The organism is Streptococcus mitis, from assembly GCF_002096925.1.
In the GTDB taxonomy this organism is placed as follows: Bacteria; Bacillota; Bacilli; order Lactobacillales; family Streptococcaceae; genus Streptococcus; species Streptococcus mitis_AF.
In genome coordinates this window covers 72,259-87,335 of the sequence record NZ_NCVN01000084.1, presented here as the reverse complement: position 1 = coordinate 87,335, position 15,077 = coordinate 72,259, and the positions used below count along the sequence as shown (strand labels likewise).

Annotated in this window: 10 protein-coding genes; 4 read left to right on the top strand and 6 right to left on the bottom strand. The window is 40.4% G+C overall.

All coding sequences use genetic code 11. The features are described 5' to 3' along the window. Positions 1 to 43 precede the first annotated feature (43 nt). Positions 44 to 2,506: a penicillin-binding protein PBP1B gene (gene pbp1b / locus B7692_RS09440; RefSeq protein WP_084930532.1), complete on the bottom strand. Its 2,463-nt coding sequence runs from the start codon at positions 2,504 to 2,506 to the stop codon at positions 44 to 46. Positions 2,507 to 2,646: 140 nt separating this feature from the next. Between pbp1b and tyrS the strand changes: the two genes are divergently transcribed. Then, entirely contained in the window at positions 2,647 to 3,903 is a 1,257-nt protein-coding gene (gene tyrS, locus B7692_RS09435; protein WP_084930531.1) for a tyrosine--tRNA ligase, read from the top strand. Positions 3,904 to 3,980: 77 nt separating this feature from the next. Here the strand turns inward: tyrS and B7692_RS09430 are convergent, their stop codons facing one another. Further along, complete coding sequence (locus tag B7692_RS09430; RefSeq protein WP_084930530.1) at positions 3,981 to 6,044, bottom strand: heavy metal translocating P-type ATPase; 2,064 nt, start codon at positions 6,042 to 6,044, stop codon at positions 3,981 to 3,983. A 1-nt stretch (position 6,045) separates the two neighbouring features. Next, the gene (locus tag B7692_RS09425; RefSeq protein WP_000910909.1) at positions 6,046 to 6,324 is read right to left on the bottom strand and encodes a DUF6110 family protein; all 279 of its coding nucleotides are present in this window, start codon (positions 6,322 to 6,324) and stop codon (positions 6,046 to 6,048) included. A gap of 151 nt (positions 6,325 to 6,475) precedes the next feature. On the opposite strand from B7692_RS09425, the gene B7692_RS09420 reads away from it, so the two are divergent. Next, the gene (locus tag B7692_RS09420) at positions 6,476 to 7,324 is read left to right on the top strand and encodes a putative RNA methyltransferase (RefSeq protein WP_084930529.1); all 849 of its coding nucleotides are present in this window, start codon (positions 6,476 to 6,478) and stop codon (positions 7,322 to 7,324) included. Positions 7,325 to 7,679: 355 nt separating this feature from the next. Here B7692_RS09420 and B7692_RS11360 read toward each other — a convergent pair whose 3' ends face one another. The 3 genes from B7692_RS11360 to malQ form a co-directional block, all read right to left on the bottom strand. After that, the gene (locus B7692_RS11360) at positions 7,680 to 7,886 is read right to left on the bottom strand and encodes a hypothetical protein (protein ID WP_000265676.1); all 207 of its coding nucleotides are present in this window, start codon (positions 7,884 to 7,886) and stop codon (positions 7,680 to 7,682) included. A 235-nt stretch (positions 7,887 to 8,121) separates the two neighbouring features. Continuing rightward, positions 8,122 to 10,380, bottom strand: a complete 2,259-nt coding sequence (gene glgP, locus B7692_RS09410; RefSeq protein ID WP_084930528.1) for a glycogen/starch/alpha-glucan family phosphorylase — start codon at positions 10,378 to 10,380, stop codon at positions 8,122 to 8,124. A gap of 25 nt (positions 10,381 to 10,405) precedes the next feature. Beyond that, positions 10,406 to 11,923, bottom strand: a complete 1,518-nt coding sequence (malQ, locus tag B7692_RS09405; protein ID WP_084930527.1) for a 4-alpha-glucanotransferase — start codon at positions 11,921 to 11,923, stop codon at positions 10,406 to 10,408. A 478-nt stretch (positions 11,924 to 12,401) separates the two neighbouring features. Between malQ and B7692_RS09400 the strand changes: the two genes are divergently transcribed. Both B7692_RS09400 and B7692_RS09395 read left to right on the top strand, forming a co-directional pair. Continuing rightward, positions 12,402 to 13,673, top strand: coding sequence for an extracellular solute-binding protein (locus tag B7692_RS09400; protein ID WP_084930526.1), 1,272 nt, complete (start codon positions 12,402 to 12,404; stop codon positions 13,671 to 13,673). 110 nt (positions 13,674 to 13,783) lie between these two features. Continuing rightward, entirely contained in the window at positions 13,784 to 15,076 is a 1,293-nt protein-coding gene (locus B7692_RS09395) for a sugar ABC transporter permease (RefSeq protein WP_084930525.1), read from the top strand. The last annotated feature ends 1 nt before the right edge of the window (position 15,077 follow it).

Here is a 15,077-nt window from a genome sequence, read left to right as displayed (position 1 = left end):
CACGAAAGGAAAAAAGAAAAAAGTGGCAATCAATGCCACTTTCCTATCTTCTACTATTTGGTTGTGTTGAAGATGAACTTGATGCACTGCTAGAACTACTACTTGAGCTACTACTTGAACTTGGTGTAGATGAGAAACTACCAATAATACTTGACCAAGCATTTTGGTAATCTGCTTCACTTCCTCCAATAGCAAAGTGATAGCTTGTCGTAGGAGCTCCCGCCTTATTAGCCCAATAACTCGTTACAGTAGCCCCTGAAAGATCCACCGTTTTTCCATTAACGGATACTTTGCCCGGCTTTTGCCCTGTAGATTTGAGGACCTGAGATTGGGTCACACTAGAATCAAGATTAAAGCGTTCATTGCCCCAAACACCAGGCTCAGCCTGTTGGATAGCATTGACCAAGTAAGCCATATATTTGGCATTTCGATAATGCCCAGCCCCCTTAGCCATCGGGCGGTTGTCATCATGCCCTAGCCAACCACCTAGAGTCAATCTTGGTGTTGACAGCATGAGCCACATATTTTCATCTTCATTAGTTGTACCAGTCTTACCAATCCAGTCTGCACGAGCTAAGCTTGAATTGATAGAAGCCAAATCCGTTTGGAAACTTGAAGTGATTCGAGATGAAATCACCTCACGAAGCAAACTCTGCATAATTGTTGCCGTTGCCTTCGAGTACACTTGAACTGGTTTGTCTTGGAATTCATAGATTACTCTACCGTCAGGTGATTCAATCTTAGCAATCACATGTTTCTGATGATAAACACCGTTATTAGCAATTGTTTGATAACCATTGGTATGCTGGGCAACTGTGACTTCAATACCACCGCCCATAGGCAGACTTTCGATACCGTACTCCGGAATCTCGTAACCCATTTTCTCCATGTAACCCTTGACATCAACACCCTTCTCACGAAGCATGCGATAGGTCCAATAGGCTGGGATATTCCACGAATAGTTCAAGGCTTCACCCAAAGTCATCATGCCTGTACCTGGACTGTTCACATACATGATAGGATTTCCATTAGAGAATTTTGTCGGATAATTGGACAAGATACTAGCACTTCCCATCAAACCTTGGTCAATGGCAATACCGTAGGCCAACAAAGGCTTGGTTGTAGAGGCTGGCGAGCGCTTAGTGTCAAAGGCGTGATTGTTTTGGTTTATTTGGTAATTACGACCACCAACAAAGCCTAGAACAGCCCCCGTTTTATTGTCCATCAAAACATTCCCTACTTCAGGCTGCCCAGTCGAATCATCTACCAAACGACCGTAGTTAGCAACTGCATTTTGCATGGCAGTATGGATTTTTTTATTGATCGTTGTAGTGATTTTATAGCCACCGTTACTTAGTTCCTGCTCAGCTCGCTCATGATAGGCCTTTTGAACCGCTTCCTTTTTCAACTCCTGACTAGAGATGTTGTCCTGTTGAACTAAATAATCATACATCCGATCTGTCGCTTCAGACATAGCCGTAAAGTAAAGGTAATCTCTTGAAACAGCATTGACAGTTCCCGATGGCAAGAAGTCTTGTTTTATATTATAATCCTTGTACTGGTCGTACTCTTCCTTAGTTAAAGCACCCGTACGATACATGTTATAGAGAACTCCCTTGGCCCGTTTCAAACCAAGTTCTAAGTCTTCATCACTCTTTAACTCTCCAGTATTTTCATAAGGAGAATAAGTAATCGGACTCTGTGGCAAACCTGCTAGGAAGGCAGCTTGAGGAATACTCAACTTGTTGGCATCGATACCGAAAATTCCTTCAGCAGCTTGCTGGGCACCTGCAATATTTTGTCCTTTATGATTTCGACCAAAGGGAGCAACATTGAGATAGGTGGTCAAGATTTCATCCTTGCTCATGCTGCGTTCCAAGGCAAGGGCATCGACAATTTCTGTAGCCTTACGAGCCAAAGTAGGAGCATCTCCGACCACTTGTTGTTTGATTAACTGTTGGGTCAAGGTCGAGCCCCCACTAGACGAGCCCAAACCTGCAAAAGTTCCCAAAGTCGCCCGAATCACAGCTTTGGGCACAACCCCTTTATGTTCAAGAAAATGTTCGTCCTCAGTAGCAACGATAGCCTTTTTGAGATTGTCTGATATTTCCTCAGATGAAACAGAAGTTCGCAGTAGGTCACTCTCGATAGAAGCAATGACACTCCCATCTGCATAAACAATTTCTGAGATGGAAGAAATATTTTTAACCTGCTTGACCAAGTCCTCCGATTGGGGAACCTTGGCCTTGTCAAACAAAGCAACTCCATAACCAAGAGCTACACCAGCACCAAAAAGCCCACCGATAAAGCCTAGAATAAAGAGAGTATTCAGAATGCCCTTAATAGCAACTAAAATGCTACCTAGGATAGCCAGAACTTTCCCATCTGTCCCATCCGACTGCTTCTCTTCTGAGACTTTCTCTGATTTTTTATGATTTATTTTTGATTTTACTAGCTGGAAAAATTCCAGCATTTTTTGTTTTAATTCATTTAATTGATTTTGCATGGATTTCCTCACTCTATCTATTATACCATAAAAGGTAAACTTTCAATAAAATAGCCACTTTCTTCCCTATTCTACTAGGCTATTGCCCAAGTTTGTGATACAATAGGTAGAAACAATATTTTAAAAAGGAGAAAAGACACATGCACATTTTTGATGAGCTAAAAGAGCGTGGTTTGATTTTTCAAACGACTGATGAAGAAGCTTTGCGTAAAGCCCTAGAAGAAGGTCAAGTTTCTTATTATACTGGCTACGATCCAACTGCTGACAGCCTTCACCTAGGCCACCTTGTCGCAATCTTGACAAGTCGTCGCTTGCAACTAGCAGGTCACAAACCTTATGCGCTCGTTGGCGGTGCTACAGGTCTCATCGGAGATCCGTCCTTCAAAGATGCTGAACGTAGTCTCCAAACAAAAGACACAGTAGATGGCTGGGTCAAGTCTATCCAAGGGCAACTTTCTCGTTTTCTTGACTTTGAAAATGGTGAAAACAAGGCTGTCATGGTCAACAACTACGACTGGTTTGGCAGCATCAGCTTCATTGATTTCCTCCGTGATATCGGAAAATACTTCACTGTCAACTACATGATGAGCAAGGAGTCTGTGAAAAAACGGATCGAAACAGGAATTTCTTACACTGAGTTCGCTTACCAAATCATGCAAGGTTACGACTTCTTCGTCCTTAACCAAGACCACAACGTAACGCTTCAAATCGGTGGTTCTGACCAGTGGGGAAATATGACAGCTGGTACCGAATTACTTCGTCGTAAGGCTGACAAGACTGGCCACGTAATCACTGTTCCACTGATTACCGATGCAACTGGTAAGAAATTTGGTAAATCAGAAGGAAACGCAGTCTGGCTCAATCCTGAAAAGACTTCCCCATATGAAATGTACCAATTCTGGATGAACGTTATGGACGCAGACGCTGTTCGCTTCTTGAAAATCTTTACTTTCTTGTCACTTGATGAGATTGAAGAAATCCGTAAACAATTTGAAGCAGCGCCACACGAACGCTTGGCTCAAAAAATTCTCGCTCGTGAAGTCGTGACTCTTGTTCACGGAGAAGAAGCTTACAAAGAAGCCCTCAACATCACTGAACAACTCTTTGCAGGAAACATCAAAAACCTTTCTGTTAAAGAACTCAAACAAGGACTTCGTGGAGTGCCAAACTACCAAGTTCAAGCAGATGAAAACCACAATATCGTGGAACTGCTCGTCTCATCTGGTGTAGTTAACTCAAAACGCCAAGCCCGTGAAGACGTCCAAAACGGAGCTATCTACGTCAACGGCGACCGCATCCAAGACCTTGACTATGTCTTGAGTGACGCAGATAAGTTAGAGAACGAACTGACCGTTATCCGCCGTGGGAAGAAAAAATATTTTGTATTGACTTACTAAACTGTTCAACATTTACCTATAAACAAAGGAGTTACCCTCGAGAAAGGTAACTCCTTTTTGCTGTTAATAACTTTCATCTATCTAGCCTTAATAGACAGGCTACGCAGTACAATGCGTAAGGTTGTTAGATTATGTAAGATAGAGAGATTTGAAGGACTGAGCCAATTAAACAAGCCAAAGCCAATCAAACTACTATTTACGACAACGGTATCTTGAATATTCTTCTTGATGAGTGTTTGCAAAGATGATGATAGCGAATCCAACTCTTGGAAGAAATCCAAGCGATTATCTAACAATAAGATATCGCTCATCTGCTTAGAAATATCTGCACTCTCATTCATCACCACACCGATATCTGATAGGGTTAGAGCCGCTGAGTCATTCAAGCCATCTCCAACCATCAAAATCGTGTGACCTGCTTTCTGCAGTTCCTCTACTAACTCAAATTTCCCATCAGGTTTCAAGTCTGTATAGACCTGATCAAAGGGCAAATCTTTGACTAATTCCTCTGTTCTAACCAAGGTATCCCCTGTTGCCAGAATCAATTTTTTCCCTTGTGCCTTAAGTTTCTCCAAGGCTGCTTTTGCTTCTTTTCTCAAAGGAGTATGAATGCAGAACATTCCAATCAATTCATTCTGATAAGCCAAGAATAAGAGATTGTAGTGACTCTTGTACTCTTCAATTAAAGCATTTTGTTCTGAACTGATATGAATTTGCTCATCCTGCATCAAAACATAATTCCCAATAAGAACTGGTTGCCCATCTATATGAGATTTGATCCCCTTGCTTGCGATATATTGGAGTTTCCCATGCATTTCCTCATGTTCAATCCCCTCTATCTCAGCTTGCTTGACGATGGCATTAGCAATAGGATGATAAATGTGTTCCTCAAGACAGGCACTGATTCTGAGAATATCTTCCTCACTATAGTCCCCAAAAGGTAACACCTTTTCAACTATCGGATAGCTAGTTGTGATTGTTCCCGTCTTATCAAACAAGAAAGTATCAACTTCCAGATATTTCTCCAGAACATCCCCATCCTTAATCACCATTTCACGATTCAACCCCTCCTTGATAGCTGTTAAATAAGCTACAGGAGTAGAGATTTTCAAAGCGCAGGAGAAATCGACCAATAGGAAAGAAATAGCCTTAGAAAAAGAACCTGTTAATAGGTAAGTCAGACCAGCCCCCAAGAAATTATATTTGACGACCCTGTCCGCCATCTTGATGAAATAGCGTTGTTTCGTTTTCTTGTTTTCTTCAGATTTCTTCATCAACTCAATCAGCTGTAAAATCCGGCTGTTCATCTGATTATCGGTTACACGAATGCGCAACTCTCCAGTTTCTAATACTGTATTTGCACAAACCAAATCAGACTCTCTTTTTTCAACTGGAAAACTCTCTCCTGTCAAGGAACTTTCGTTGACCATACCTAAACCTGAAACTACTTGTCCATCAAACAGAATTTCATTTCCTTGAGATAGGACCAAGACATCTCCTATTTGAACATCGGAACTCTTGATACTAACAACCGTATCGCCCTGTACTAAGAATACATCGCTCTCTTTTGCAAGAAGGCTTTGTTCTAAATCTGTTGCAGTTTTTTTCAAGGACCACTGATCTAAATGATTCCCCAAATCAAGCATAAACATGATATTGCTAGCTGTCTTGGATTGGTTCATAAACAAGGACAATAAAATCGCCGAACAGTCCAAGACCTCCATCGTTAGTTCCTTACGCGCTAGTGTTTGATAGGCTTCTCTAATATAGCCAAAAGCCTGATAACAAGTCCATATATAGCGAATAGGATAAGGCACAAAACTACGAAAAATCATACGCTTAATCGCTGCACCTGAAACAATAGAATAAGCACTCTCTTCTCTACGAATGGGAAGAGTCATCAACTCAGAAACTTTCCCTTTATCAATTCTTTTTAAAAAGGCTTCTGCATTATCTAATACAGAAAAGCCTTCTTTTATACGTAGAGTAAAGTGCTGTTGATCCATGTAAAACTGGATAGACTCAATCCCCTTTTCATCTCTCGCCAAGGAACGAAGATAGTCTTGAATATCCAAGGTGAGTGAAAAAGAAGATGATAGTCGGATATGTTGGTATCCTCTATGTAGCACTTTAAAAGACATATTATTCTCCTATAAGGCTATCTAATTGCTCTTCTTTTTTCTCTTGCTCGTACAAATATTTGGCATCTTGCAAGACATCGTCTCCATGTTGCTTCACAACAGAAACAGATGCATCTAGCTCGTCTTTCAGCTTGTAAGCTTTAGCCAAAGCTTTAGAATAACCTTTTTTAGCTTCCTTACTTGCTAAGATTTTCAAGCCAAGGGTACCAAATGCGACACCACCCAAAAAGAGTGATGATTTTTTCGCAACTTTTGCAACGGTTAATACTTCTTTTAACATACTTATTTCCTCCTTATCATTATTATATAGAAATTTAGATATAAAAGCAATTTTATTCTATAAATTGGAGAATTAGTTTTATTTCTACTGAATCTCCCATCTACTTATTCCTAAAGTTGCTTTCATTTGCCTCTTTTGATACACTTAAACTATGAATACAAATCTCAAACCCAAACTTCAGCGTTTTGCTTCTGCGACTGCCTTTGCCTGTCCTGTCTGTCAAGAAAATCTGACTCTGGTAGAGAGCAGTCTCAAATGCAACAATCGCCATTCTTTTGACTTAGCTAAATTTGGCTATGTCAATTTAGCACCTCAAATCAAGCAATCTGCTAACTACGACAAGGAAAATTTTCAAAACCGTCAACAAATCCTAGAAGCCAGCTTTTATCAGGCTATTCTAGAGGTCGTCTCTGATTTACTTTCAAACTCAAAAAATGCCAAAACAATTTTAGATATCGGTTGTGGCGAAGGATTCTATTCTCGCAAACTTCAAGAAAGTCATCCTGACAAAACCTTCTATGCCTTCGACATCTCCAAAGATTCTGTCCAAATCGCTGCCAAGAGCGAACCCAACTGGGCAGTCAATTGGTTCGTTGGTGACTTAGCTCGTCTTCCTATAAAAGACGCCAGCATGGATATCTTACTTGATATCTTTTCCCCTGCCAACTATGGAGAATTTCGTCGCGTTTTATCCAAAGACGGCATCTTGATAAAGGTTATTCCAACTAAAAATCACCTCAAGGAAATCCGTCAGAAGGTACAAGACCAGCTGACAAACAAGAACTATTCAAACCAAGATATCAAAAATCATTTCCAAGAACACTTTACCATCCTATCTAGCCAAACTGCCTCTCTGACTAAAACTATCACAGCAGAACAGCTCAAAGCCCTACTCAGCATGACGCCCCTACTCTTTCACATCGACCAGAGCAAGATTGACTGGAGTCAACTGGCAGAGATTACCATTGAAGCAGAGATTTTGGTTGGGAAAGCATTCTAAACTAGACTTCCCAAAGGCAGAAAACTTACCAAAAATCTTCAATATTACAAAAATGCATAAGAACAGGTGCAAAAAAACCTTAATCTTATGCGTTTTGTTATGCAAAAATCGCTGGAGTTTCTATACACATTAAGTGGAAATCTTTGAAACCAGTTCTTTCAATAACCATTGAATACCATATATTACATTTACCCCAAATATGATATAGGCCGTATAAATCAAGTATTTCGATTTCTCCCGTCTCAAAGAATAGATCTTGTACAAGATAAACAAATTTAAAATAATAAATAATAGAGACAAAATCTTCCTCCAAAAATCAATCCTAAAGGTACACAGCTAAGCATAGCCCTAAACTTTATTTTCGATTCGAAATAAAAAACTTATCAATAAATAGCAAGTGAAATAAGGCAAGTGTAATTCCCGATAAGCACCCATGATAAGAGATTTCTTGATGGGTAAGGGGGTAAAGATTACTATTACCCGCCAAGAGGCATGTTAAAATAACAAATAGAATCCAAAATAAATCAGTCCATTTATATTTTGAAAAATATTTTTTCCACATAAAAACACCTTCTTTCCTATAATTATATTATAACACTTTATGTAAGCGAATACAAAAAATATGAGGTAAGCAACTACGAAGAAACATAAGGCTGAAATAAAGTGTTATGCGTTCACTGTATCTATGATTTCTCTCTTTTTAATTCAAGATTGACTCAAATCCACAGCATTCAAAAAAAGCGAATTTCAATCGAAATTCGCTTTATAGGAAAGTGTATTAGTATAAATCTTGTATCTTAGTTCAAGTGCCAGATATCTTCGTTATACTGAGCGATTGTACGGTCAGATGAGAAGAATCCTGCTTTAGAAATGTTAACGATAACTTTATCCAACCATGCGTCACGGTCTTCGTAGTCAGCCAACATTTGCTCTTTGACTTTGATGTAGTCTTCCAAGTCAAGAAGAGTCATGAACCAGTCTTTGTTGATCAATTCCTTGTAAAGACGTTCCAAGCGCTCTTTGTTTCCAGCTGCAAGAACTGCATCGCTAACGATGAAGTCAACCAATGGTTTGATAGCTTTACGGGCGTAGAATTCGCTTGATTTGTAAGCTGCTTTTTCGTAAAGGTCGATAACAGTTTCTGAATCTTCACCAAAGATATAGATGTTTTCGTCACCAACTAACTCAGCGATTTCCACGTTAGCTCCGTCCATAGTACCAAGAGTCAAAGCTCCATTCAACATGAATTTCATGTTACCAGTACCTGAAGCTTCTTTAGAAGCAAGTGAGATTTGTTCTGAGATATCACATGCTGGGATAAGGAAGCTTGCTGCAGTAACGTTGTAGTTTTCAACCATAACTACTTGCAAGTGTGGAGCTACTGCTGGATCGTTAGCAATAACTTCTGACATGCAAAGGATCAAGTGGATGATGTCTTGAGCGATTGTGTAGGCTGGAGCTGCTTTACCACCAAAGAAGATTGTGATTGGGCGAGCAGGGATGTTACCAGCTTTGATGTCAAGGTATTTGTGGATCACGTACAAAGCGTTCATTTGTTGGCGTTTGTACTCGTGAAGACGTTTGATTTGGATGTCAAAGATAGAGTTTGGATTGATTTCCACACCTTGGTGTTCTTTCAAGTGACGAGCTAATTTACGTTTGTTGTGAGCCTTGATGCTTTCCAATTTTTCTTTGACAGCTGCTTTGTCTTCATAAGACAAGAGTTTCTCAAGCTCATCAGCTTCATGGTGCCAACCTTCTCCAAGAATCTCATCCAAGTAGTGAGACAAGCTTGGGTTAGCATGCATGAGCCAACGACGGAAAGTGATACCGTTTGTTTTGTTGTTGAATTTTTCTGGGTAAAGGTCGTAGAAAGCTTTCAACTCAGAGTTCTTCAAGATTTCAGTGTGGAGCGCTGCTACCCCGTTAACGCTGTATCCATAGTGGATATCCATGTGAGCCATGTGAACACGTCCACTCTCGTCAATAATTTGAACAGCTGGATCTTTCACTTCTGCTTTCACACGACGGTCCAATTCTTCGATGATTGGTACCAAGTGAGGAACCACTTCTTGCAAAAATTCAAGAGGCCATTTTTCAAGGGCTTCAGCAAGGATTGTGTGGTTAGTGTAGGCAGTCATGCTACGAACGATTGAGATTGCTTCGTCAAGTTCGATACCGCGAGCAGTTAAAAGACGAATCAATTCAGGGATCACCATTGATGGGTGAGTATCGTTGATTTGTACAACTGCGTAGTCAGCAAGGTCATGCAAGTTGCTTCCTTTTTCGATTGCTTCGTCGATGATCAATTGCGCACCGTTTGAAACCATGAAGTATTGTTGGAAGATACGGAGCAATTCACCTTGACGGTCACTATCATCTGGGTAAAGGAAAAGAGTCAAGTTGCGAGCGATGTCCGTCTTGTCAAAGTTGATACCATCTTCGATGATAGAAGAATCAACTGAATCCAAGTCAAACAAACGCAAGCGGTTCTTAGTTTCTGTCTTGTAACCTGGTACATCGATATCGTAAAGAGTTGATGTCAATGTGAAGTGAGCAAATGGCACTTGGTAGCTACGGCTTGAGCGAACCAACCAGTTTTGCTCTGTCAACCATGCATTTGGAATTGTTTCTTGTTGGTTGTTTTTAAGAACTTGTTGGAAAAGACCGTAGTGGTAGTTAAGACCAACACCGTCACCGTTCAAACCAAGAGTAGCAATTGAGTCGATAAAGCAGGCAGCCAAACGTCCCAAACCACCGTTACCAAGAGATGGTTCCAATTCAACTTCTTCAACTTCGATCAAGTCTTTACCTGCAGCTGCAAGTTCTTTTTTGACATCGTCGTAAAGACCAAGGTTGATCAAGTTGTTTGACAAGAGTTTACCAATCAAGAACTCAGCTGAGATGTAGTAAACTTTTTTCTTACCAGTGTTAACTGGTTTTTTGCTACTTGCAAGCTTGCTGTAGTTAAGAAGAGCCAGGTAAAGCTCTTCATTGCTACATTCTGCAATGGTTTTATTGTAACGATTTTGTACAAATTCTTGTAGTGATAACATGTTTAAGGTGTCTCCTGATATTGTATTATTTCTTTAATTCTACCAAATTTTCATTGATTCGGCGATAGATTGTTGTCAAGTCAAGCAAGCCTTCCTCGACAGCTGGTGTCAATTGATCTTCAGTCATACGCCAAGACCAGTTTCCACCAAGGGTAGATGGGAAGTTCATACGAGCTACCTCATCCAATTCTAGCAAATCTTGCATAGTTGCAATTGCCATGAAGCTAACTGATGAAAAGACTGTACGAAGCATAGCATGTGGCACTGTTTCGTATTCTTTACGGTTCGTGTAGCGAGCCATGTATTCACGAGTCGCATCATCGATCTCGTTACGGTACCAACCAAGGACCGTATTGTTATCGTGTGTTCCTGTGTACATAACTGAGTTAGCAGGTGCCAAGTGTGGGCTATCGATGCTTTCGTCTTCTGGGTTGAATGCAAATTGAAGAATCTTCATTCCTGGGAAGCCCGTACGTTCACGCAATTCGATAACTTCGTCTGTCATGAAACCAAGGTCTTCTGCGATGATGTTTAACTCACCAAGTTCTTCCTTAACGGCTGCAAAAAGCTTGTAGCCAGGACCTTTCACCCATTCACCAGGTGCTGCTGTATCGGAACCAGCAGGGATTTCCCAGTAAGATTCGAAACCACGGAAGTGGTCAATACGAACGATGTCGTAGATTTTGAAGCTTTCACGCAAGCGTTCAATCCACCATTTGTAGCCGTCTTTGTCCATTGCTTCCCAGTCATAGATTGGGTTACCCCAAAGCTGACCAGTTGCAGAAAATTCATCTGGTGGGCATCCTGCGATGCAAGTCGCCTTACCGTTGACATCTGTCTTGAAGAGATGTGGATTTGCCCACATATCGCTTGAATCTTCCGCTACGTAGATTGGCATGTCTCCAACGATTTCGATGTGGTTGTCGTTAGCGTAAGCTTTCAATTTCAACCATTGTTGGAAGAAGAAGTATTGAGTCACACGGTGGTAAACCAACTTGTCTGCCAATTGCTCACGGTAGCTTTCAAGTGCTGAAGCTTTACGAGCACGAGCATCTGCATCTGGCCATTCAGTCCAAGCAAGATTGTCAAAATGCTCCTTGATAGCCATATACTCTGCAAAGAGTTCAAGCCATGATTGGTTGTCTTGAGCAAATTTCTCAAAATCTTTAACATCTCCTACTTCCAAGAAACGTTTTACCGCTTTTTCTAAAAGAGGACGACGTGCATAGTAGATTTTCGCATAATCAACTTCAGAAGCATCACTACCAAAGTCAACTCCTTCAAGGTCACTTGCTTGCAACAAGCCTTGTTTCACCAAGATATCTAAATCGATAAAATGAGTGTTCCCTGCGAAGGCTGAGAAAGATTGGTAAGGAGAGTCTCCGTAACTAGTTGTTCCTAGTGGAAGGATTTGCCAGTAACGTTGTTTTGTGCGAACCAAAAAATCAACGAAGTCGTAAGCACTTTTACCAAATGATCCGATTCCGTATGCCCCTGGAAGAGAAGAAATGTGCATCAACACACCACTTTGACGTTTTTTCATAATAAGCACCTCATGTGTTTATAGTTAGATATTACATTTTTATGAGCGCAAACGTTTGCGCTATTACTAGTATAGCTCATTTTCTTGATAAATGCAAGCGGTTTTAAGTAACTTTTTTGATTATTTTTTAAAAATTTTTTCTTCTTACTCGTATATATATTCTTCCAGGCAACAAACAAAATAGGAATAAGGCTTTCACTTATCTCATTAAGCAAAAATAAAGTGAGAATTCTCCCTGCTTTCCATTTGTAAATTAGGCAATCGTTTTCTCAACTTTTTTTAAATTTAAAACAAAACCGATTTTTGAGATTTTCTACTATTATATGACGATGAAGCGTTTACTCTTTTCACAATTTTTTTAAAAATTTTTACAAAAAACACTTGCAACCGCTTTCTGATTGTGCTATACTAGTCCCATAAAGGAAAACGTTTGCGTTTCCTCATTATAAAATTTGTTATTCTTTAGGAGGAATACACTATGTCATCTAAATTCATGAAGAGCGCTGCTGTGCTTGGGACTGCTACACTTGCTAGCTTGCTTTTGGTAGCTTGCGGAAGCAAAACTGCTGATAAGCCTGCTGATTCTGGTTCATCTGAAGCAAAAGAAATCACTCTTTACGTTGAAGACCAATACAAAGCTTATGCTGAAACAGTTGCTAAAGCTTATAAAGAACAATCAGGAACAACAGTTAACATCAAATCTGGTGACCAAATGGGTGGTCTTGACAAACTTTCTCTTGACAACCAATCAGGTCAAGCTCCTGACGTTATGATGGCTCCATACGACCGTGTAGGTAGCCTTGGTACTGACGGACAACTTTCAGAAGTGAAATTGAGCGACGGCGCTAAAACAGATGATAAAACTAAATCTCTTGTAACAGCTGCTGACGGTAAAGTCTATGGTGCTCCAGCTGTTATCGAATCACTCGTTTTGTACTATAACAAAGACTTGGTAAAAGAAGCTCCAAAAACTTTTGCTGATTTGGAAAACCTTGCTAAAGACAGCAAATACGCTTTCGCTGGTGAAGATGGCAAAACTACTGCCTTTCTAGCTGACTGGACAAACTTCTACTACGCATACGGACTCCTTGCTGGTAACGGTGGTTACGTATTCGGACAAAACGGTAAAGATCCTAAAGACATCGGTCTTGCAAACGACGGTGCTATTGCAGGTATCAACTACGCTAAATCTTGGTACGAAAAATGGCCTAAAGGTATGCAAGATACTGAAGGTGCTGGAAACTTGATCCAAACTCAATTCCAAGAAGGTAAAACAGCTGCTATTATCGATGGACCTTGGAAAGCTCAAGCATTCAAAGATGCTAAAGTAAACTACGGTGTTGCTACTATCCCAACTCTTCCAAACGGAAAAGATTACGCTGCATTCGGTGGTGGTAAAGCTTGGATCATCCCATCAAGCACTAAGAACCTTGAAGGCGCACAAAAATTTGTAGACTTCCTTGTTTCAACTGAACAACAAAAAGCATTCTACGATAAAACTAACGAAATCCCAGCTAACACTGAAGCTCGTACTTATGCAGAAGGTAAAAACGATGAGTTGACAACAGCTGTTATCAAACAGTTCAAGAACGCTCAACCAATGCCAAACATCTCTCAAATGTCTGCAGTTTGGGATCCAGCGAAAACTATGCTCTTTGACGCTGTAAGCGGTAAGAAAGATGCGAAAACAGCTGCTAACGACGCTGTTACATTGATCAAAGAAACAATCAAACAAAAATTTGGTGAATAAAAAATTGGTTCAAGGGGGGTGGAATTCAAATCCCCCTTTGAATTTATCAACAGAAAACATATATAGTTTAGGTTTTGATTGAAAACCAGTATCCTATGAAAGGAGTTATTATGGAAAAGCAACAACCTAGTAAAGCAGCCCTGCTGTCTATCATTCCTGGGTTAGGACAGATTTACAATAAACAAAAAGCCAAAGGTTTTATCTTCCTTGGTGTAACCATCGTATTTGTCCTTTACTTCCTAGCACTTGCAGCCCCTGAATTGAGCAATCTCATCACTCTTGGTGATAAACCAGGTCGTGACAATTCCCTCTTTATGCTGATTCGTGGTGCCTTCCATTTAATCTTTGTAGTTGTTTATGTACTCTTTTATTTCGCAAATATCAAAGATGCACATACAACTGCCAAACATATTAATAATGGCATACCAGTAGCACTTACCTTTAAAGAAATGGTCAAAGGAATCTATGAAAATGGCTTCCCTTACCTCTTAATCATTCCATCTTACATTGCCATGACTTTTGCGATTATCTTCCCAGTTATCGTAACCTTGATGATCGCCTTTACCAACTACGACTTCCAACACTTGCCACCAAACAAATTGTTGGACTGGGTTGGTTTGACCAACTTTACAAACATTTGGAGCTTGAGTACCTTCCGTTCTGCCTTTGGTGCCGTCCTTTCTTGGACTATCATCTGGGCTTTATCTGCCTCAACTTTACAGATCGTCATTGGTATCTTCACAGCTATCATTGCTAACCAACCATTTATCAAAGGAAAACGTATCTTCGGTGTTATTTTCCTTCTTCCTTGGGCTGTCCCAGCCTTCATCACTATCTTGACATTCTCAAACATGTTTAACGATAGTGTTGGTGCTATCAACACTCAAGTATTGCCAATCTTAGCTAAATTCCTTCCTTTCCTTGATGGTACTCTTATTCCTTGGAAAACAGACCCAACTTGGACTAAGATTGCCTTGATTATGATGCAGGGTTGGCTTGGATTCCCATACATCTACGTTTTGACCTTGGGTATCTTGCAATCTATTCCTAACGACCTTTACGAAGCAGCTTATATTGACGGTGCCAATGCTTGGCAAAAATTCCGCAACATCACTTTCCCAATGATCTTGGCTGTTGCGGCACCTACTTTGATTAGTCAATACACCTTCAACTTTAACAACTTCTCTATCATGTACCTCTTCAATGGTGGAGGACCTGGTAGTGTCGGAGGTGGAGCTGGTTCAACCGATATCTTGATCTCATGGATCTACCGTTTGACAACAGGTACATCTCCTCAATACTCAATGGCGGCAGCTGTTACCTTGATTATCTCTATCATTGTCATCTCAATCTCTATGATCGCATTCAAGAAACTACACGCATTTGATATGGAGGACGTCTAAG